Below are 18,887 nucleotides of genomic sequence, written 5' to 3' on the forward strand. Positions count from 1 at the left end.
GGACCGGGTGTTTCGGTATGTCCGCAGCTTTTTCGGACGCAATTTTTCGGCAATAGAGTCTTGGCCGTAACATGGAGGTCGCGCGAGCCGGAGTGGGGAAAACCGCGTTGTTGCAGGGCAAAGCCCCACTGCCTGCTCGGCGGGTTCCCGATTGGCCGGGGGGAGAGGCTTCATATCTGGCTGATGCCTGCGTAGACTCCCCGCACCGGCCAAGGTTTTGTCCCCGCAGATCGACGACGCCCTGCGGGAGGTCTGCGGACGCTACCGGAAGCGGCACTGCCAATCCAGCTCGGATGCGCGCCGCCCCCCGACTCGATTTCGCAGCGCGGTCCGAGCTCGGACCTACCCGTCAGGCCGAGGAGGACGGATGTCTGGGCTTTATCTAGCCGCTGACGACGCCGCAGCGGTATCCCTTAGCGGTTCCCACCTGACCATCGTGATCGTGGTCGCGGCGGTGGCGCTACTCGCGCTCGCCGTCGCCGGCGGTCTCGTACGTGAGGTGCTGGGTGCCGGTCAGGGCACTGAGCGCATGCAGAACATCTCGCGTGCCGTACAAGAAGGAGCTGCGGCGTACCTCGCGCGGCAGTTCCGGACGCTTGCCATATTCGTGGTGCTCATCCCTTTCCTGCTGTTCCTGCTGCCGGCTGAGTCAACCGGCGTGGCGATCGGCCGGTCTGTGTTCTTCGTGGTCGGCGCGGCGTTCTCCGCGCTGACCGGCTTCATGGGCATGTGGCTCGCCGTGCGAGGCAATGTCCGTGTGGCCGCCGCGGCGCGTGAGCAGGGCGAGAAGGTCGCCATGCGGATCGCGTTCCGCACCGGCGGCGTGGCCGGCATGTTCACCGTCGGCCTCGGCCTGCTCGGCGCGGCCATCGTGGTGCTCGCCTACAAGGGTGACGCGCCGAGCGTCCTGGAGGGCTTCGGCTTCGGCGCGGCGCTGCTCGCGATGTTCATGCGTGTCGGCGGCGGCATCTTCACCAAGGCGGCCGACGTCGGCGCCGACCTGGTCGGCAAGGTCGAGCAGGGCATCCCCGAGGACGACCCGCGCAACGCCGCCACGATCGCCGACAACGTCGGTGACAACGTCGGCGACTGCGCCGGCATGGCGGCCGACCTGTTCGAGTCGTACGCCGTCATGCTGGTCGCCAGCCTCATCCTCGGCCGCGCCGCCTTCGGCACCGAGGGCCTGGTGTTCCCGCTGATCGTCCCGATGATCGGTGTCATCACCGCCGTCATCGGCATCTTCACCACCGCTCCTCGCGCCGGCGACCGCAACGGCATGGCCGCCATCAACCGCGGCTTCTTCATCTCGGCGATCATCTCCGCCGTCCTGGTGGCCGTCGCGGCGTTCGCCTACCTGCCGGCGTCGTTCTCCGAGCTGTCCGGCGTCAGCCCCACCGTCGCCGGTCTCGACTCCGACCCCCGCCTGATCGCCATCGGCGCGGTGCTGGTCGGCCTGGTGCTGGCCAGCGCCATCCAAGTGCTCACCGGCTACTTCACCGAGACCAACCGCCGTCCCGTGCGGGAGATCGGCGAGAGCTCGCTCACGGGCCCGGCGACGGTCATCCTGTCCGGTATCGCCGTCGGCCTGGAGTCCGCGGTGTACTCGGCGCTCCTCATCGGCGGCGCGGTGTACGGCGCGTTCCTGCTCGGCTTCGGCAACGTGACCGTGGCGCTGTTCGCGGTGGCCCTGGCCGGCACCGGCCTGCTCACCACGGTCGGTGTCATCGTCTCGATGGACACCTTCGGGCCGGTCTCCGACAACGCGCAGGGCATCGCCGAGATGTCCGGTGACGTCGAGGGTGAGGGTGCGCGCATCCTCACCTCGCTCGACGCGGTCGGCAACACCACCAAGGCGATCACCAAGGGCATCGCGATCGCGACGGCCGTGCTCGCGGCCACGGCGTTGTTCGGGTCGTTCCGCACCGCGGTCGAAGGACAGCTCGCGACGGCGAGCGCGGACGTCAAGAACGCGCTGGGACAGTTCGCCTCGTTCAACCTGAGCGTCGACTCGCCGAACGTGCTGGTGGGTCTCATCATCGGCGCCGCGGTGGTGTTCCTGTTCTCCGGGCTGGCGATCAGCGCGGTGGGCCGGGCCGCGGGCCGTGTGGTGTTCGAGGTACGCGAGCAGTTCCGCACCAAGCCCGGCATCATGACCGGGTCCGAACTGCCGGACTACGGAAGAGTCGTGGACATCTGCACCCGCGACTCGCTGCGTGAACTGGCCACTCCAGGTCTGCTCGCCGTCATGACGCCGATCGCGGTCGGTTTCGCCCTCGGGTACGCGCCGCTCGGCGCCTATCTCGCCGGTGCCATCGCGGCCGGCACGCTGATGGCCGTGTTCCTCGCCAACTCCGGTGGCGCGTGGGACAACGCCAAGAAGCTCGTCGAGGACGGCCACCACGGCGGCAAGGGCTCCGAGGCCCACTCCGCCACCGTCATCGGCGACACCGTCGGCGACCCGTTCAAGGACACCGCGGGCCCGGCCATCAACCCGCTGATCAAGGTGATGAACCTTGTCGCGCTGCTCATCGCCCCGGCCGTCGTGACGTACGCCGACAACGCCGTGCTGCGTATCGGTGTCACCGTGGTCGCGGTCGGGATCGTCGTGGCCGCCATCGTGGTGTCCAAGCGGCGCTCCACGAGCATCGCCCCCGCGGGTGGCTCGGGTGCGACGCCGGTCGAGCCGGAGAAGGTTTCCAGCTGACCGGTTCTCACTGAGACACCAGGCGCACGGCATCCTGCCGTGCGCCTGGTGTCTTTTCCAGGTTGTTTGGGGGATGCCGGGTTCGTCGGGGGTTCTTGCCGGTCCGCCGTACACGTTTCCCGGTCTCTCGTAGGGCATAGTTGGCGGGTGAACACCCTTATCGTCCTGCGACATGCCAAGGCCGCGCATGTCCCCGGGCTGGCCGATCGGCAGCGGCCGCTGACCGATCGAGGCGAGGGGGACGCGGGCCGCGCCGGGGACACGCTGAAGTCCCTCGGGTTCTCACCCGATCTCGTGCTGTGCTCGCCGTCCGAGCGCACCCGCCGTACGGCCGAACTGGCGCTCGCGGAACTGTCTCCCGACGCGCCGGTCCACATCGAGACCGACATCTACGAGGCCTACCCCGACGAACTGGTCGAACTGATCCGCCGTACCGGTGACGAGGTCTCCACTCTCCTGCTGGTCGGCCACAACCCCGGTGTCCACGAACTGGTCGTCAGCCTCACCTTGGCCCGTGATCTGGACAAGTTCCCACCCGGCGCGTTCGCCGTCATCGAGACCACAGAGGCCTGGCCCGATCTCGGTCCAGGTGACGGCCGCCTGACCCACCGCTGGAACCCGAAGGACTGACCGGCCGGCCACCGTACGACGGCGCTGGATTCGCCGTACCACGTCCCGCCGTCGCGGCGCCGTTCAGGAGCGCTCAGGGTGCGGAGGACGTGGCACCGCGGCGGGTGGTGTTCCGGCTCGACGATCTCGCGGGTAGGTGGCGCCGCGCCGTGGTGGGTGGTGTTCCGGTTCGGTGGTCTGGTCGGTACGAGGCGCCTTGGTGGGTGGTTTCCGGCTCGACGATCTCGCGGGTATGTGGCGCCGTGGTGGGTGGTGTTGCGGCTTGGTGGGGGTCTGGTGGGTAGGTGGCGGGGCTGGTCGGGGGTCAGGGGGTTTGGGTGTCTTCGGCGTCGGCGGCGAGGATTTCGTCTCGGGGGATGCCGAGGAGGTACAGGATGGCGTCCAGGTAGGGGACGTTGACGGCGGTGTCGGCGGCCTGGCGGAGTACGGGTTTGGCGTTGAAGGCTATGCCGAGGCCGGCGGCGGTGATCATGTCGAGGTCGTTGGCGCCGTCGCCGATGGCCACGGTCTGGCTGATGGGGATGCCGGCCTGTGCGGCGAAGCGTTCCAGAGCGCGGGCCTTGCCCGGACGGTCGACGATCTCGCCGACGACGCGGCCGGTGAGTCTGCCGTCGACGACCTCAAGGGTGTTGGCGGCGGAGTAGTCGATGCCGAGGTCGGCCACCAGGGTGTCGGTGATCTGGGTGAAACCGCCGCTGACGATGGCGAAGCGGTAGTCGAGCCGCTTGAGGGTGCGGACCAGGGTGCGGGCACCGGGGGTGAGCACGACGTCGGCGCGCACCCGGTCGAAGACCTCCTCGGGGAGGCCTTCCAGCAGCGCCACCCGTTCCCGCAGGGACGCGGCGAAGTCCAGCTCCCCGCGCATGGCGGCAGTGGTGATCTTCTCGACCTCGTCCATGCAGCCGGCGTGCGCGGCGAGCATCTCGACCACTTCACCCTGGATCAGGGTCGAGTCGACGTCCATCACGATGAGCCGCTTGGCCCGCCGGTGCAGGCCCGACCGCTGCACCGCGACGTCGACCTCCTGCAACGCCGCCTCGGCCGCGAGCGCGGTACGCAGCGAGTCGGGGTCGGCGCCGGAGATGGCCAGCTCGATGCAGGTGACCGGCTCGTGCGCGAGGCGCTCGATGCGGTCGATGTTGGCGCCGGCCGCCGCGATGCGGCCCGCGATACCCGCCATGGCGGCCGGCAGCAGCGGCTCACCGAGCACGGTGACGTGCAGGCGGCCGCGGCGGCGCTTCTCCTTGGCGTCGGTGCCGGTGGACAGCTCGACCTCCATGCCGAGGTCGTCCGCCAGCCGTTCCACGGCGCTCCACAGAGCGCCGATGGTGCCGCCGGTCCCGGTCGGGGGGCCGCCGGCGTACGCGACGAGGACCCCGAGGGTGAGCCTGCCACGGATCACGACCTGCTCGGCGTCGGCCACCACCACGGGAAACGCCGAGAGCACGGTGAAGAGTCTCGACGTCACCCCGGGCCGGTCGGGGCCGTTCAGTGTGATCAAAAGCGTTCGCTGCTTCATCACCGGACAACGCTACCGACCGCTCAGAGTGAGCGCGCACGCGGTTCACCATACGGACGGCGAACGGCCATCTCCGCATGTCTTCATGGGGGCCTGAGGAGGAGGGCATGCCATGACCCAGCTCATTCCCGGTGACGTCCGCGGGGTCGCGGACGTCGGTGACGGTCAAGGCGTTCTGACCGACGCGCGCGGCCGGTACACGGTGACGCTCGCGAGGAACGCCGCGGAGATGCGGGAGGCGCAGCGCCTGCGCCACCAGGTGTTCGCCGAGGAGATGGGGGCACGCCTCGACTCCCCGATCACCGGTCTCGACGTCGATCCGCTTGACGCCTACTGCGACCACCTTCTGGTGCGGCACGGCGACACGGTGGTCGGGACGTACCGGCTGCTGGCGCCGGGCCGGTCCGACCGGTTGTACTCCGACGGCGAGTTCGACCTGTCCGGCTTGGCAGACATCCGACCGAACATGGTCGAAGCCGGACGTACCTGTGTGCATCCCGATCATCGGGGTGGAGCGGTGGTGGGGCTCATGTGGGCCGCGATCGCGCGCTACATGGTGGACGGCGGGTACGGCTGGCTCGGCGGGTGCTGCTCGATCCCCCTGGACGACGGCGGGATGACGGCCGCCGGGGTGCTCGACAAGATCCCGCTCGGGCCCGAGCGGTTCCGGGTGTGGCCGAGATACGAGTGGACCGGTGACAGGGTGCCGCGGCCGGACCGGTTCGTGATCCCGTCGCTGCTGCGGGGGTACCTGCGGCTCGGGTCGTGGATCTGCGGGGCCCCGGCGTACGACCCCGACTTCGGGACGGCGGACTTCTTCGTCCTGTTGTCACTGGCCGAGGTGGACACGCGGTACCTGCGGCACTTCCTCGGGGTGACGGGATGAGCGCCTGGACGTGGCTGCCGGCCGGGCCGTGCACCGTGCCGGCGTGCGTGACGCCGCCGTCGCGTACGGCCGGGCCCCTGCGACGGGTGGTCCGGGTGGCCGGGGTGCTGGCGGTCGTGCTCGTGGCGCTGCCGTGGATGGCGGTGGCGCGGCGGCTCGGGGGTGAATCGCTCGCCGCGGCCACGATGGCGCAGGCGAGGCTGCTGCTGCGGGTGCTCGGGATCACGGTGCGGGTGCGGGACGGGTTCACCGTGTTCGGCGGCGCCAGGTCACCTCGTGCGGCGGCTGTCGCTGAGGACGGGCCCGCGCTGATCGTCGCCAACCATGTGTCGTGGCTCGATCCGCTGGTGGTGGCGGCGGTGACGCCGTGCAAGGCGCTCGCGAAGAGTGAGATCGCGCGGTGGCCGGTGCTGCGGACGCTCGTGGCCGGCAGCGGCGCCGTGTTCATCGACCGGGAACGGTTGTCGCTGCTTCCCGCCACTGTGCGGAGAGTGGCCGATCTGCTGCGGTCGGGGGAGTCTGTGGTCGCTTTCCCTGAGGGGACCACGTGGTGCGGACGGGGGACGGGGGTGTTCCGGCCGGCGTTCTTCCAGGCCGCTGTGGACGCCGGTGTTCCCGTTCGGCCGGTCGCGCTGAGGTACGGCGAGGCCGGGGGTGCGCTCGCCACGGCGCCTGCCTTCGTGGGGGAGGACACCTTGCTGGCGTCCCTTGGCCGGGTGCTGGCGTCCCGGGAACTTGAGGTTGAGGTGACCCTGTTCCCGCTGCTCGCCTACGAGGCCGGGGTCTCCCGGCGTGAACTGGCCGGGATCGCGCGTGCCACGGTGTCGGGTGACCTGCCGAGGGTGCACGAGGTGCCGGTGGCCGCTTGAGCGCCGTACGACGGCGCCGGATTCGCCGTACCACGTCCCGCCGCGTCGGCGCCGGACAACCGGCGGTCACGGTGGGGTGGGAGTGTCGGTGCTCGGGGGCGGGGTGGTGCTCCGGGATGGCGTGGTGTGCTCGGGGTGAGGTGGGTGTGTTCGGGGGTGAGGTGGGTGTGCTCGGGGGTGCTTGGGGATGGAGTCGGGGAGTGGGGTGGTGCGCGGCCCCTGGTGTCGATGGGGGCCGCGCACCGGGGGTCAGCGGAGGACCTTGGTCTTCACGCGGATGTACTTGATGTCCTGGGCGAGGTCGAGCTTTTCGATCTCTTCGGGGTCGGTGGCGTCGACGCCGCCGGGGACGTCCACCGAGAAGGTGCCGAACTCGCCGTAGAGGTTGCCCTTGGTGGCGCGCTTGAGCCAGACCTTGATCTTGATGGTGGTGCCGGCGCCGGGCTTGAGGGTGTCGAAGACGCAGAGCAGTTCGCGGCCTTCGAAGTCGCACCAGGTGAAGCGGGACTTCTTGACCACGCGGTACTTGGAGGCACCCTTCGGCAGGAACGCGTACAGGCCGGCGAGGTCGGTGGCCCATTCACCGGTGTTCTTCGCCTTGATGGTGTACGTGTACGAACCGCCGCGGCGCACGTATTTGTTGTAGAGCACCGTGGTCTTGAGCGGGGACTGGGGGGCGGCGATCGCGTGGCTGACGCTCACGGGGGCCGCGGCGGGGGCCGCGGAGGCGGGTACGGCGAATGCGGAGGCGGCGAGTGAGCCGGCCAGGGTGAGTGCGGCGAGTACGGAGAGGTGCCGTCGCATTGAGTCGACTCCTGAGTGGATGATGGCGTCCTGCGGTCAGCGGCGCCATTTCGGGGGGAGATCGGCTGGAAACGGGGCCGCCGATCATATTGACGATGTCTGGTCGGGGATGATCATATGGACATCGCCGAATTCATGCCACAGATATGCGTTTTCTATCGCTTCTTCGTAGGAACGTGCCAAAAGTTCCTCTCCAGCGATAGCCGTGAGCATCAGCAGATGGCTGGACCTCGGCTCGTGCAACCCTGTGATCAGCCCGTCGACGACCCGCACGCCTTCCTGCGGCGTCACCACCTTGGACGTCCACCCCCGCGCCGCGCGGACCCGCCGTCCTCCCGGCGCCACGGCGCTCTCCAGCGCGCGCACCACGGTCGTCCCGACCGCGACGACCCTCCCTTCGGCCTGGTTGACCAGCCGTGCCGTCTGCGCCGGCACCGAGAAGCGCTCGGCGTACGGCGGCTCGTCCTTCTCCGGCGACGCGACCCCGGTGTGCAGGGTGATGGTCGCGATCAGCACCCCCCGCGCGACCAGGCCGGTCACGATCTCAGGGCTGAACGGCCGTCCCGCGCTCGGCATCTCGGCGCTGCCGGGCCGCACCCCGAACACCGTCTGGTACGCCGCGAGCGGCCAGTCTCTCGACACGTACGAGTACCTGATGGGCTTGCCGTGTTCCCGCAGGTAACCTGGTACGTCCCGGTCGAGCGTGGCACGCCACAGCCGCGGTGTCTCGCGGCCGAGGAGCCGCAGGGTGGCGCCACCCGGCATGGGAAGCCACTCTCCCGGCTCGCCTCCGCCGTACGGCACGGTGGTGTCCCCGGTGCGGCGGCGCAGCTCCACGAGCCACAGGCCGTCCTCGCGTTCGGTGGAGAAGTGCACGGTCAGGCGGTCGAGCGGCACCGCCGCCGGCAGGGTGGCCGAGTCGTTGACGACCAGCAGGTCGCCTGGCTGCAACAGGTCGGGTAGTTCGGTGAAGTCGTGGTGGGTGACGGCACCGGTGTCCTTTCCCGACACCATCAGGCGTACGGCGTCGCGGGACGGGCCGCGTGCCTCAGGGGGTTCGTGCGCCTCGCGGACCGCGGGCAGCTCGAAGGTGATCATCGGGTCACCCGGCCGCTGTCCGGCCGGGCCCGCACCAGGTCGACCAGGAACGCGGCGACCAGCTCGGGGTCGTCGGCCGCGGCGGCCTCCTCCTCGCCGATCGCGTCGGCCAGCATGCGGGTGCGCATCTCGCCGGGGTCGACCCACCACACCGCGACGCCGGGCTCCTCCGCGGCGAGCACCTTGGACAACTGCTCAAGCGCCGCCTTGGTGGCGCCGTACCCGCCCCACCCCTCGTACGCCTCGACCGCCGCGTCGGAAGAGATGTTGACCACCGCGCCGCCACGCTCACGCAGCCCCCGCAGCGTGGCCTGGATCATGCCGAGCGGCGCGACGACGTTCTGCCGCAGCGCGTCGTCGAAGGCGTCGAGCGGATAGACCGCCAGGGACGGCAGCGGTGTGGCGCCGAGCGTGCTCGCGTTGTTCACCAGCAGGTCGAGGCCCCCGAGCCCGTTCACGACCTGCGCGAGCCGCGCTCGGTGCGCGGGGTCGGCGACGTCGCCGGCCAGCGCCGTCGCGCCGGTCTCCAGCGCCGCCTTCTCCAGTTCGTCCGCTCCCCGTGCGGTGATGACCAGGTGCCAGCCGTCGGCGGCCAGAGCGCGGGTCAAGGCCAGGCCGAGGCCCCGTGAAGCTCCGGTGACCAGGGCTGTTCGTGCGTCTCGCGTCATGGCTTCGACGGTAGGAGCGGGCCGCCTGCGGGGCATCGGGCCGCGGGCCGTACCCGGTCTCGGCACATGGGCCTAGGACCTCGGACCCGGTTCACCTGCCGCCGCGACGCCTACAGTGAGGTGCGTGGAGGACATGCCGTACGGCGCGGGGGAGCGTGACGCGGTGCTGCACGCGGTCAGTTCGGCCGTGCTCGCGGTGACGCGCCATCTGTCGGTGCGCGAGGTGCTGCAGGTGATCGTGCGGTCGGCGCGGACCCTGCTCGACGCTCGGTACGCGGCGCTCGGCGTGCCGGACGACGACGGGTCGTTCGCCGAGTTCGTCGCGGAAGGGGTGTCGGACCGGCAGTGGGAGGCGATCGGGCCGTTGCCGCGTCAGCACGGCATGCTGGCGGCGTTGTTGCGGGAGGCGGCGCCGGTGCGGCTCGCCGACATCCGGGAGGATCCGAGGTTCGGGTGGTGGCCGGCGGCGCATCCGGTGCTGAAGGACTTCATCGGGGTGCCGGTCAAGGACGGCGACAGTGTGCTCGGCATCCTGTTCCTGTCCAACAAGCGGGCTCCCGGTGGGTTCACCGAGCGGGACGAGAGCCTGTTGATGTTGTTCGCGGCGCACGCGGCCATCGCGATGACCAACGCGCGGCTGTACGAGTACGTGCGGGAGCTGACCGTCGCCGAGGAACGGACACGGATGGCGCGTGAGCTGCACGACGCGGTGACGCAGAAACTGTTCTCCCTGCGGCTCACCGCGCAGGCGGCGTCGACACTGCTGGACGCCGACCTGGAGCGGGCCCGCACCGAGATCGACCGGGTCCGGCGGCTGGCGGGTGAGGCGCTGGCCGAGCTGCGTGCCGTCATCGTGGAGATGCGGCCCGCCGAGCTGGACCGGCACGGGTTGTCCGAGACGCTCCGCAAGCACGTGGCGTCGCTCGACCGGCTCTCCTCCGTGACGATGACGTTCGAGGGGTCCGAAGTGGAGAACCTCCGGCCGGACACCGAGGTGACGGTGCTACGGGTCGCGCAGGAGGCGCTGCACAACGCGCTGCGGCACGCCGGCGCGTCCGCCATCCACGTGGCCCTGGCCACCGCGGGTGGGTGCGTGGTGCTGGAGGTACGGGACGACGGCGACGGGTTCGTGGTGGAGGAGCCGACGTTGCGGGGGCTCGGGCTGCTGTCCATGCGCGACCGCGCGGAGGTGCTCGACGGCACGTTGAAGGTCGTGTCGGCGCTCGGGGAGGGAACCCTGGTACGGCTGGAGGTGCCCCGGTGATCCGGGTGGTGATCGCGGACGACCATCCCGTGGTGCGTCAGGGCCTGCGGACCTTTCTCGCGTTACAGGACGACCTGGACGTGGTGGGGGAGGCGGGTGACGGGGCCGAGGCCGTCTCGCTGGTCGGTTCCCTGGCCCCTGACGTGCTGCTGCTGGACCTGAAGATGCCTGTGCTCGACGGCCTCGGCGCGCTGCGGGAACTCGCCGGACGTGGAGCGCCGACCCGGGTGATCGTGCTGACGTCGGTCAGCGACCGCGGTGACGTGGCCCCCGCGATGCGCTCAGGTGCCGCCGGGTTCCTCTACAAGGACGTCGACCCCGACGCGCTGGTGCGGGCCGTCCGCGCCGTACACGGCGGCCAGGTCCTGCTGGCCCCCGAGGCCGCCGACGCGATGCTGTCCGGCCCGGCCGTCCCTTCCTCCGGGCCGCCGTCCATCGCGGTGCTCACCGACAGGGAGCGGGAGGTGCTGGCCCTGATCGCCTCCGGCCGGTCCAACCGTGAGATCGCGAGGGAACTGGTCGTCGCCGAGAAGACCGTGAAGACCCACGTGTCCAACGTCCTCATGAAGCTGGGGGTGCAGGACCGCACCCAGGCCGCGCTGTACGCCGTCCGCCACGGGTTGGCCTGATGCCGCGATGAGCCTGTCCTACCCGCTTTGAGGAGGGTCAACGGCGGGGGAGGGTCCGGCGGTGTGGCGAGGTGCGGTTGGGCTCGCGAGTGGGCCTGGGTCGGTCACTCGGGAGGGAGCGGTCGGTCGGGGGGTTGTACGTGGTCGGCGATGGTTTCGGCGCAGGTGAGGGAGTCGGTGTGGGTGGTGTCGACTTCCACGTCGTAGTGGACGCCTTCGTGGACGATTCGGGCCTGCGACACGGCCATTCCGGGGATGCGGTCGGCTCTGGTCCTCTCGCGTTCGGCGGCCACCGTGCTGTCGCAGCGGACGCCGGTCCACAGGACGGTCAGGCCGGTCAGGGCTGTTCTCCAGCGTTGCTGGGTGGCGGCGCCGCCGAGGAAGACGTCGTCGATGATGACGGGGGCTCCGGCGTGGGCCATCGCGGCGATGCCCCGCATCCATGCCGTCTGCAGGGCCATGAAGCCGGGGCCGACGTCGATGCCGCCGTCGTCGGCGAACTCGATGCCTGCGCTGGAGGCTCGCATGGACACAGGCATCGCCTCGATGAGTGAGTCGACGCCGAAGGCCAGCCATGGTCGCGGGAGGACGGCCTGAAGGTGGCGGACGATCTCGGACTTGCCGGCGCTGGATCCGCCGTTGAGCACGATCACCTGAGTGGCCACGGTCCGACACCGTAGACGGTCTGCCGCCACGCTGAGAAGCCGTTTTCCGAGGCCGCCTGGTCTGAACGAGGTGGCCGCCGGCCCTCGGGGCCGTCGGGGGCCCGAGGGACGGCGGGGCCGATCAGGGACGGGGGGAGTGGCGGGGGTCGAGGACGCTGTTGTGCGCGGCGACTCTGGCGCGGCGGATGGCGCGGTCGAGGTCGCGCAGGGCCTCGGCGCGGGTGTGGATCTGGGTGGAGCTCAGGCCGCGTTCCCTGGCGAAGCGGACGGCGGCGGCGAGACGGGCCGTCAGCGCGGCGACGCGGTGGGCTCTGGCGGGGTAGCCGGGGGCGAGGCCTTCGGTGGCGGAACGGGGGAGGGACGGGTGGGACTGGTCGGGGCCTTCCACGGTCAGCAGGGCCTCGGTGGCCGAGCGCATCGCGGTGGTGAGCGCGTGCTCGGCCTCGGGGAGCGCGGGGACGTCGGGAGGGGTGACGCTGGCCTCCATGGCGGTCCAGCGGACACCGGCGTACGAGGAGCCGCGGCGGTCGGGGGACGGCACGAGGCCGACGCAGCGCTGGGGAAGCACGGCGGTGGCGGCCTCGCCGGCCTCGACGGCGGCCATGGTGAACGGGGGTGGCCCGGTGAGGCCGAGAGGGTCGCCGGAGGCGGGCAGGGAGAGGCGCAGCGCGCTCATGCCTTCCACCCGCAGGTCGGCGAGGTAGGACCGCAGCGTCACCTCGGTGCCGCCTGACGAGACGACCTGGGGTCCCCCCGCGCGCTCCAGCCGGTCGACGGCGTCGTCCAGCCCGGCGTGCCCGGTGAGCCAGGCGTTGCCCCAGGCTACCAAGGTGGTGGAGATCGGTGAATCGGGGTGCACCGGACCACGATATGCGCTGATGCTGCAATAGGTTTGGTCCCGAGGGACACCCGGCGGGGCGGCCCGCCGGGTGGAGCCGGGCGAGCGCGGTGACCCCGCGTGGGCCCGGATCGACATGTCAGGAGGTAGTCGGGATGGGTGGTCAGGTGCTTCGGCTCCAGGATGTCGCCGTCCGCAGAGATGGCGCCGCTCTGTTGCGGGGCATCGACTGGACCGTCGAGGAGGACGAGCGCTGGGTCGTGATCGGCCCCAACGGCGCGGGGAAGACGACGCTGCTGCAGGTCGCCGCGGCGTTGCTGTACCCGAGTGACGGCTCGGTCGAGATCCTCGGGGAGACGCTCGGCAAGACCGACGTGTTCGAGCTGCGGCCCCGCATCGGGCTGGCGAGCGCGTCGATCGCCGAGCGCGTGCCGTCGGACGAGAAGGTCATCGATCTGGTTCTCACGGCGTCGTACGCCATCCTCGGCCGCTACAACGAGGAATACGAGTCGGGGGACGTGACGCGCGCGGTGGAGCTGATCGATCAGCTCGGCTGCGCTCACCTGATCAGGCGCAAGTTCGGCACCCTGTCGGAGGGTGAGCGCAAAAGGGTGCAGATCGCTCGTGCGATGATGCCGGACCCCGAGTTGCTGCTCCTGGACGAGCCGGCCGCCGGCCTGGACCTCGGAGGCCGGGAGGATCTCGTGCGGCGCCTGTCCGCGCTGGCGTACGACGCCAAAGCGCCGGCGATGGTGCTGGTGACCCACCACGTCGAGGAGGTGCCGAGCGGGTTCACGCACGTGCTGCTGCTGCGGCACGGCTCGGTGGTGGCGCAGGGGCCGATCGAGTACGTGATGACCGCGGACAATCTGTCCCGCACCTTCGGCGTGCCGCTGAGCCTGGAGACCAGCGCGGACGGCCGGTGGTACGCACGCGCGCTGCCGGGCTGAGCGGCGCGGCCGGCGGCCGGGTAAAGCCCGGACCAAATATCATTCCGGCCGGGGGACTTGTGAATCGTCCGGTCGGAGCAGCTTATGACTCAGCTCATCGTCGCCGCTTTTGTGGTGGCATTATCCGGTTACGCGGCTTATAGAGCGATTCGCATCGTGCCGCAGGGACAGGCGTACGTCGTCGAGCGCCTCGGCCGGTACCACCGCACGCTCGGACCCGGCGTCAACGTCGTGGTGCCGTTCGCGGACGGTGTGCGCACCGTCGTGGACCTTCGCGAGCAGGTGGTGTCCTTCCCGCCGCGACCGGTGAACACCTCGGACAACCTGGTGATCTCCGCCGACCTGGTGATCTACTACCAGGTCACCGACCCGAGGGCCGTCACGTACGAGATCGCGGGCTTCCTCGCCGCCGTGGAGCAGATTGCGGTGACCACGCTGCGTGAGGTGGTCGGCGGCATGGACCTCGATCGCGCGCTCGCCTCGCGCGACGAGATCAACGCCAGGCTGCGCGCCGCGCTGGACGAGGTGACCGGCCGGTGGGGTGTCCGGATCGACCGCGTGGAGCTCAAGTCGATCGACCCGCCTGGCTTCGTCCAGGACGCGGTGGAGAAGGAGATGCGCGCCGAGCGGGAGAAGCGCGCGTCCATCCTGAGCGCCGAGGGACGCAAGCAGTCCGCCGTCCTGACCGCCGAGGGTGAGCGGCAGGCCGCGGTGCTCAAGGCGCGCGGCGAGGCGGAGGCCGCGGTGCTGCGCGCGCAGGCGGAGGCGGAGGCACGGGCCATGCGCGCCAAGGGGCAGGCCGACGCCATCGCCATGGTGTTCCACGCCATCCAGGAGGGGGATGCCGAGCAGCGGTCGCTGGCGTACCGGTATCTCCAGGACTTTCCCGAGGCCGCCGGGACGGACGGTCGGACGCACAGCGGGACGCACACTGGGACGCACAGTGGGACGGACGGCGGTGCGGACCTCGGCGGCCGGTTCTCGGTGCGGCAGGACGAGGGTCCCGCGGCCCGCTGACCGGGTTCGGCCCGCCAAGGGGTGGGGAGGAACCGGACAGGGTCCCTGAGGTCTCATGGGTACGGTACGTCCGCCTAATATCGGGCGAAGCCGTACGAAAGGTGAAATTTTGGGGCCTTGGGAAGTGGTCGCGGCCCTGGTGGCGGGGGTCGCGGCGGGGGGGATCAACGCCGTGGTCGGGTCGGGATCACTGATCACGTTCCCGACCCTGCTCGCGCTGGGGTACCCGCCGATCGTCGCCAACGTCTCCAACAACGTCGGCCTGGTCGCCGGCGGCGTGTCCGGGGTCATCGGGTACCGCGAGGAACTGAAGGGGCAACGTGACCGCCTGCTGCGCCTCGGCTCGGCGTCGGTGGCCGGTGCGCTGGCGGGTGGCCTGCTGCTCCTCGTCCTGCCGGCCAAGGCGTTCCAGGTGATCGTGCCGGTCCTGATCGCGATCGCGTGCGTCATGGTGGTCCTGCAGCCGAAGATGAACGCCTGGGTGGCCGGCCGCCGCGAGACGGCGCACCCGCACGGCGGGATCTGGCTGTGGCTCGGGGTCCTCGCCGCCGGCGTGTACGGCGGCTACTTCGGCGCGGCGCAGGGAGTGGTCCTCATCGGGCTGCTCGGCATCTTCCTCGACGAGCACCTCCAGCGCGTCAACGCCGCGAAGAACATGCTGTCCCTGCTGGTCAACGCCTCGGCCGCCATCCTGTTCGCCTTCATCGCGCCGGTCGACTGGCAGGCCGTCCTGGTGATCTCGCTGGGCTCGACGCTGGGGGGATTCCTCGGCGCACGCGTCGGCCGCCGGCTGTCCCCCCGCCTCCTGCGTGCCGTCATCGTGGTCGTCGGTGTGGTGGCGATTGTCAAACTGGTGTACGGATAACCGCACCCCCAAGTGGGTATTTACTCAGACATGAAGGGTGACCGGGTCGAGATCGTCATCGACGCAGGCGGCACGCCGCGCACCTACGAAGTGATCGCAACCAAGGCCGGCCGCCGCGTGGACGTGGCCACCCGCCGGGGCCTGATCGAAGTGACCGAGGTCACCAGGACCGGCACCCCGGTCCGTACCGCACGTTTCATGGCGAGCCGCATCCTGGCCCTCGTCGAGTACCCCGCCGCGGACGCCGAGGACCCTGAGGAGTGACGGTCAGCTCTGCCGGGGACGCACCTGCACGACGCCGTCCCCCCGCACGTTGACCTCGAAGGCCGGCTGCGGAGCGGTGGCGGGGCCGTGCAGCACCGCGCCGTCCTCGATGCGGAAGACGCTGCCGTGCCAGGGGCACACCACACAGGCCTCGTCCTTCTCCAGGACCAGCCTGCCCTGGTGCAACGGGCCCGCGAGGTGGGAGCAGTGGTCGGCGAGGACCTTCACGTGCGCGCCGTGGCGCAGGACGAACAACTGGATGTAGCCGAGGCGGCGCGTCACGGGACGTCCGTCAGGCAGGTCCCACAGGCGGCACAGGTCGTGCCACCCCAGCGGGACCAGATGGGTCAGCGTCTCCGCGTGGGACGGGCCCGCGGTCATGCGGTAGGCCAGGTGGCCCCCGAGGAAACCCCCCACTCCGGCGGCGGCCAGGCCGAGGAAGCCCATGGTGCGGCCCGCGTTGTGGCGGCCGGTCGCGCGCATCCACAGCGAGCCGGTGTACAGGCCGAGCGCGGCGAGGTTGATCAAGGAGTGGACGAAGCCCACCCGTTGCTGCTCGCGGTGCAGCACCGACCAGTCGGCGATCCCCGCGGCGGCCGTCGGCAGCGCGCTCATGACGCCGGTGGCGAGGACGGCCCGGGTGGCGCGGGGATCGGCGTCGATGACATCGAGCACGGCCGTGGCGGTCCAGCAGCCCAGGCTGACCGTGGCGAGCGGCGGATGCAGCGGGTGGCCGGTCGGCACACCGTGCAGCAGGTCGCGCAGGGGATGGCCGGCCGGTAGCACCTGGCGTACGCCTTTGGCCAGGCCCTGGGTGACCCGGTCCAGTGCGCTCAGGTGCTGCAGACGCTCGGTGAGCCCGTCCGGCAGCGACCTGCGTCCGAGCCCCAGGGTCTCCCGGAGCGTCCGGCGCCGCGAGTTGATCGAATTCGAAGTTTCCTCCACTTTCGCCCCCTCTGCCTAGGGGACGTACCCCTGAGACCCAACGGAAACACGGAGTTTCGCTTCAGGCTACCCATGGCAGGTCAGGCGGGGGTGAGGGTGACCGGCACCCCGTTGAACACCGCGTTACCCGACAGCGGGTCCACCCGGGACGCGTCGGTCAGCACGTTGGCGCTCACCCCGGCGTGGCCGGCCGCCACCGCCTGCGTGGTCCCGGCGTGGCCCCAGCCGTGCGGCAGGCTCACCACCCCGCGCATGATCGTGTCGGTCGGCTCCACCGCGACGGTCAGCTCCCCGGTGGCGGACCGCACGACCGCCGTCCCCGCCAGCCCGAGCTCGGCGGCGTCGTCGGGGTGGATCTGGAGCGTGCACCGGTTGCTGCCGCCGACCAGCGGTGCCACATTGTGCATCCAGCTGTTGTTGGACCGCAGGTGCCGCCGGCCGATCAGCACGAACGGGCTCGCCTCCCGCGTGAGCGCCTCCCGCAGCCGCGCCACGTCCGCCAGGATCGGCCCGGGGGCCAGCTCCACCGTCCCCGACGCGGTACGCAGCACCTCGGCGAGCCGTGGCCGCAGCGGCCCGAGGTCCAGCCCGTGCGGGTGCGCGCGCAGCGTCGCCAGCGACAGCGCGTCACCGCCGTACGGCAGCCGTCCACCCCACGCGCCGTACGGCCCGAGCCGCAGCATGGCGTCCAGCCGCAGCTCCGCGCCGGTGGCCCCGTCGAGCGCGGCCCGCAGCGCGGCGGGGTCGCGTCCCTCCACCGGCGAGCCAGGCGTCTCCACGGCGGCGCGCAGCGTCTGGTCCAGGATCAGCTCGTCCACCAGGCCGGGGTCGGCCCCGGCCCCCTGTCCGGACGCGATCATCGCGAGCCTGGCCAGGATCTCCGCCTCCGACGGCCGTCCGTCCGGCAGCGGCAGCACCGGCGGCGAGTACCGCGCGTAGTCGCGGACCGCGAAACCGAGCAGCGCGAAGTCGTAGTGACCCGACTGGAGCACCCGCGGCGGCGGCAGGATCACGTGCGCGTGCCGCGTGGTCTCGTTCAGGTACGGGTCGACGCTCACCATGAGGTCGAGCCGGTTCAGGGCCTCGTCCAGCCGCGCGCCTCCCGGCGCCGACAGCACCGGGTTCCCCGCCACTGTGATCAGGGCCCTGATCTGTCCCTCACCCGGCGTCTCGATCTCGTCGGCCAGCGTCGCCACCGGCAGTTCGCCGTTCGCCTCGGGAAGACCGCGCACCCTGCTGTGCCAGCGTCCGGTGGTGTACGGCCTGCGCCGCCGCGGCCTGCCGACGGCGGGGCAGGGGAACATCGCGCCGCCTGGCCGGTCGAGGTTGCCGGTGAGCACGTTGAGCACGTCCACCAGCCACTGCGCGAGCGTGCCGAACTCCACGGTGCACGTGCCGATCCTGCCGTACACCGCGCCGGCCGGCGCGGCGGCCAGCTCACGCGCCAGCCCCGCGATCCGCTCCGCGGGGACCCTGCACACCGCCGCGCAGGCCTCGGGGGTGAAGGCCGCCGCCGCGTCCGCCAGCTCGTCGAGGCCGCTCACCGGCACGCGCACGTCCGTCAGCTTCTCGGCGAACAAGGTGTGCACCATGCCCATCAGCAGGTGCGCGTCGGTCCCCGGCCGTGCGAACAGGTGCTCGTCGGCGAGTTTCGCCGTGCGGGTGCGCCGCGGGTCCACCACGACCAGGCGGCCGCCGCGCGCACGCAGCGCCTTGAGCCGGCCGGGGAAGTCAGGCGCGGTGCACAGCGACCCGTTGGACTCCAGGGGGTTGGCGCCGAGCATCAGCAGGAAGTCGGTGCGGTCCAGGTCGGGGACCGGGATGGCCAGCGGGTCGCCGAACATCAGCCCCGCCGACACGTGTTTCGGCATCTGGTCGGCCGTGCTCGCCGAGAACACCTGACGCGTGCCGAGCGACCTGACCAGCGCCGGGCCGTACAGCGAACCCGCCATGGTGTGCGCGTTCGGGTTCCCGAGGTACACGGCGCGCGACGGCCCGGGTACGGCGGCGAGGCCACGCTCCACGGCCGCGAACGCCTCGGCCCAGCTCACCTCGTGCCACGTGCCGTCCCTGCGCACCATGGGGACGTCCAGGCGGTCGGGGTCCTCGTCCAGGCGGCCGAGGCTCGCGCCTTTGGGGCAGACGAAGCCCTTGCTGAACGGGTCGGCGTCGTCGCCGCGCACCCCCGTCACCCGGCCGCCGTCGTCCAGCGTGATCGTCAGGCCGCAGACGGCCTCGCACAGCGGGCAGGTCCGGTGAGCGGTGCGCATGG

At 71.1% G+C, this 18,887-nt stretch carries 18 protein-coding genes; 10 read left to right on the forward strand and 8 right to left on the reverse strand.

What is annotated here, in order from left to right; genetic code table 11:
• Positions 1-367 precede the first annotated feature (367 nt).
• Positions 368-2,704, forward strand: a complete 2,337-nt coding sequence (locus tag BJ992_RS03665) for a sodium-translocating pyrophosphatase (protein ID WP_184978537.1) — start codon at positions 368-370, stop codon at positions 2,702-2,704.
• Positions 2,705-2,851: 147 nt separating this feature from the next.
• Entirely contained in the window at positions 2,852-3,334 is a 483-nt protein-coding gene (locus tag BJ992_RS03670) for a histidine phosphatase family protein (RefSeq protein WP_184978538.1), read from the forward strand.
• A gap of 304 nt (positions 3,335-3,638) precedes the next feature.
• On the opposite strand, the gene serB is transcribed toward BJ992_RS03670, so the two are convergent.
• Positions 3,639-4,853 carry a phosphoserine phosphatase SerB gene (gene serB / locus BJ992_RS03675; protein ID WP_184987539.1) on the reverse strand — a complete coding sequence of 405 codons (1,215 nt, stop codon included), beginning with the start codon at positions 4,851-4,853 and terminating at the stop codon, positions 3,639-3,641.
• 112 nt (positions 4,854-4,965) lie between these two features.
• On the opposite strand from serB, the gene BJ992_RS03680 reads away from it, so the two are divergent.
• Positions 4,966-5,739: a GNAT family N-acetyltransferase gene (locus BJ992_RS03680; protein WP_184978539.1), complete on the forward strand. Its 774-nt coding sequence runs from the start codon at positions 4,966-4,968 to the stop codon at positions 5,737-5,739.
• Positions 5,736-6,608, forward strand: a complete 873-nt coding sequence (locus BJ992_RS03685) for a lysophospholipid acyltransferase family protein (protein WP_184978540.1) — start codon at positions 5,736-5,738, stop codon at positions 6,606-6,608. The genes BJ992_RS03680 and BJ992_RS03685 overlap by 4 nt, the downstream gene beginning before the upstream one ends.
• Before the next feature lie 249 nt (positions 6,609-6,857).
• Here the strand turns inward: BJ992_RS03685 and BJ992_RS03690 are convergent, their stop codons facing one another.
• The 3 genes from BJ992_RS03690 to BJ992_RS03700 all read right to left on the reverse strand — a co-directional run bounded on the left by BJ992_RS03690 (position 6,858) and on the right by BJ992_RS03700 (position 9,178).
• Positions 6,858-7,412, reverse strand: a complete 555-nt coding sequence (locus BJ992_RS03690; RefSeq protein WP_184978541.1) for a hypothetical protein — start codon at positions 7,410-7,412, stop codon at positions 6,858-6,860.
• An 84-nt stretch (positions 7,413-7,496) separates the two neighbouring features.
• Positions 7,497-8,510, reverse strand: coding sequence for an S-adenosylmethionine:tRNA ribosyltransferase-isomerase (locus BJ992_RS03695; RefSeq protein WP_184978542.1), 1,014 nt, complete (start codon positions 8,508-8,510; stop codon positions 7,497-7,499).
• Positions 8,507-9,178 (reverse strand): SDR family oxidoreductase, encoded by a 672-nt coding sequence (locus BJ992_RS03700; protein WP_184978543.1) that lies wholly within the window; start codon positions 9,176-9,178, stop codon positions 8,507-8,509. The genes BJ992_RS03695 and BJ992_RS03700 overlap by 4 nt, the downstream gene beginning before the upstream one ends.
• A gap of 133 nt (positions 9,179-9,311) precedes the next feature.
• Between BJ992_RS03700 and BJ992_RS03705 the strand changes: the two genes are divergently transcribed.
• Positions 9,312-10,442: a GAF domain-containing sensor histidine kinase gene (locus tag BJ992_RS03705; protein WP_184987541.1), complete on the forward strand. Its 1,131-nt coding sequence runs from the start codon at positions 9,312-9,314 to the stop codon at positions 10,440-10,442.
• Positions 10,439-11,071 carry a response regulator gene (locus BJ992_RS03710; protein WP_184978544.1) on the forward strand — a complete coding sequence of 211 codons (633 nt, stop codon included), beginning with the start codon at positions 10,439-10,441 and terminating at the stop codon, positions 11,069-11,071. The genes BJ992_RS03705 and BJ992_RS03710 overlap by 4 nt, the downstream gene beginning before the upstream one ends.
• 104 nt (positions 11,072-11,175) lie before the next feature.
• Here BJ992_RS03710 and cpt read toward each other — a convergent pair whose 3' ends face one another.
• Together cpt and BJ992_RS03720 are read right to left on the reverse strand one after the other, a co-directional pair.
• Complete coding sequence (gene cpt, locus BJ992_RS03715) at positions 11,176-11,736, reverse strand: chloramphenicol phosphotransferase CPT (RefSeq protein ID WP_343072486.1); 561 nt, start codon at positions 11,734-11,736, stop codon at positions 11,176-11,178.
• Positions 11,737-11,857: 121 nt separating this feature from the next.
• Complete coding sequence (locus BJ992_RS03720) at positions 11,858-12,595, reverse strand: hypothetical protein (RefSeq protein ID WP_184978545.1); 738 nt, start codon at positions 12,593-12,595, stop codon at positions 11,858-11,860.
• Between the two features lie 134 nt (positions 12,596-12,729).
• Between BJ992_RS03720 and BJ992_RS03725 the strand changes: the two genes are divergently transcribed.
• The 4 genes from BJ992_RS03725 to BJ992_RS03740 all read left to right on the forward strand — a co-directional run bounded on the left by BJ992_RS03725 (position 12,730) and on the right by BJ992_RS03740 (position 15,670).
• The gene (locus BJ992_RS03725; protein WP_184978546.1) at positions 12,730-13,524 is read left to right on the forward strand and encodes an ABC transporter ATP-binding protein; all 795 of its coding nucleotides are present in this window, start codon (positions 12,730-12,732) and stop codon (positions 13,522-13,524) included.
• An 84-nt stretch (positions 13,525-13,608) separates the two neighbouring features.
• Positions 13,609-14,541, forward strand: coding sequence for an SPFH domain-containing protein (locus tag BJ992_RS03730; RefSeq protein WP_184978547.1), 933 nt, complete (start codon positions 13,609-13,611; stop codon positions 14,539-14,541).
• 109 nt (positions 14,542-14,650) lie between these two features.
• Entirely contained in the window at positions 14,651-15,406 is a 756-nt protein-coding gene (locus tag BJ992_RS03735) for a sulfite exporter TauE/SafE family protein (RefSeq protein ID WP_221474676.1), read from the forward strand.
• A 30-nt stretch (positions 15,407-15,436) separates the two neighbouring features.
• A complete protein-coding gene (locus BJ992_RS03740) occupies positions 15,437-15,670 on the forward strand; it encodes a hypothetical protein (RefSeq protein ID WP_184978549.1) in 234 nt (77 codons plus the stop codon).
• Between the two features lie 3 nt (positions 15,671-15,673).
• Here BJ992_RS03740 and BJ992_RS03745 read toward each other — a convergent pair whose 3' ends face one another.
• Together BJ992_RS03745 and BJ992_RS03750 are read right to left on the reverse strand one after the other, a co-directional pair.
• A complete protein-coding gene (locus BJ992_RS03745) occupies positions 15,674-16,615 on the reverse strand; it encodes a Rieske (2Fe-2S) protein (protein WP_343072487.1) in 942 nt (313 codons plus the stop codon).
• Positions 16,616-16,695: 80 nt separating this feature from the next.
• Positions 16,696-18,885, reverse strand: a complete 2,190-nt coding sequence (locus tag BJ992_RS03750; RefSeq protein ID WP_184978550.1) for a molybdopterin-dependent oxidoreductase — start codon at positions 18,883-18,885, stop codon at positions 16,696-16,698.
• Positions 18,886-18,887 lie beyond the last annotated feature (2 nt).

It is taken from the genome of Sphaerisporangium rubeum (assembly GCF_014207705.1).
Taxonomy (GTDB): domain Bacteria; phylum Actinomycetota; class Actinomycetes; order Streptosporangiales; family Streptosporangiaceae; genus Sphaerisporangium; species Sphaerisporangium rubeum.

Bases quoted from the DNA above. Each gene is read 5' to 3' on its own strand.
- BJ992_RS03665 (WP_184978537.1), top strand. From the start codon at position 368: ATGTCTGGGCTTTATCTAGCCGCTGACGACGCCGCAGCGGTATCCCTT.
- serB (WP_184987539.1), bottom strand. From the start codon at position 4,853: ATGAAGCAGCGAACGCTTTTGATCACACTGAACGGCCCCGACCGGCCC.
- BJ992_RS03680 (WP_184978539.1), top strand. From the start codon at position 4,966: ATGACCCAGCTCATTCCCGGTGACGTCCGCGGGGTCGCGGACGTCGGT.
- BJ992_RS03685 (WP_184978540.1), top strand. From the start codon at position 5,736: ATGAGCGCCTGGACGTGGCTGCCGGCCGGGCCGTGCACCGTGCCGGCG.
- BJ992_RS03690 (WP_184978541.1), bottom strand. From the start codon at position 7,412: ATGCGACGGCACCTCTCCGTACTCGCCGCACTCACCCTGGCCGGCTCA.
- BJ992_RS03695 (WP_184978542.1), bottom strand. From the start codon at position 8,510: ATGATCACCTTCGAGCTGCCCGCGGTCCGCGAGGCGCACGAACCCCCT.
- BJ992_RS03700 (WP_184978543.1), bottom strand. From the start codon at position 9,178: ATGACGCGAGACGCACGAACAGCCCTGGTCACCGGAGCTTCACGGGGC.
- BJ992_RS03705 (WP_184987541.1), top strand. From the start codon at position 9,312: ATGCCGTACGGCGCGGGGGAGCGTGACGCGGTGCTGCACGCGGTCAGT.
- BJ992_RS03725 (WP_184978546.1), top strand. From the start codon at position 12,730: ATGGGTGGTCAGGTGCTTCGGCTCCAGGATGTCGCCGTCCGCAGAGAT.
- BJ992_RS03730 (WP_184978547.1), top strand. From the start codon at position 13,609: ATGACTCAGCTCATCGTCGCCGCTTTTGTGGTGGCATTATCCGGTTAC.
- BJ992_RS03740 (WP_184978549.1), top strand. From the start codon at position 15,437: ATGAAGGGTGACCGGGTCGAGATCGTCATCGACGCAGGCGGCACGCCG.
- BJ992_RS03750 (WP_184978550.1), bottom strand. From the start codon at position 18,885: ATGCGCACCGCTCACCGGACCTGCCCGCTGTGCGAGGCCGTCTGCGGC.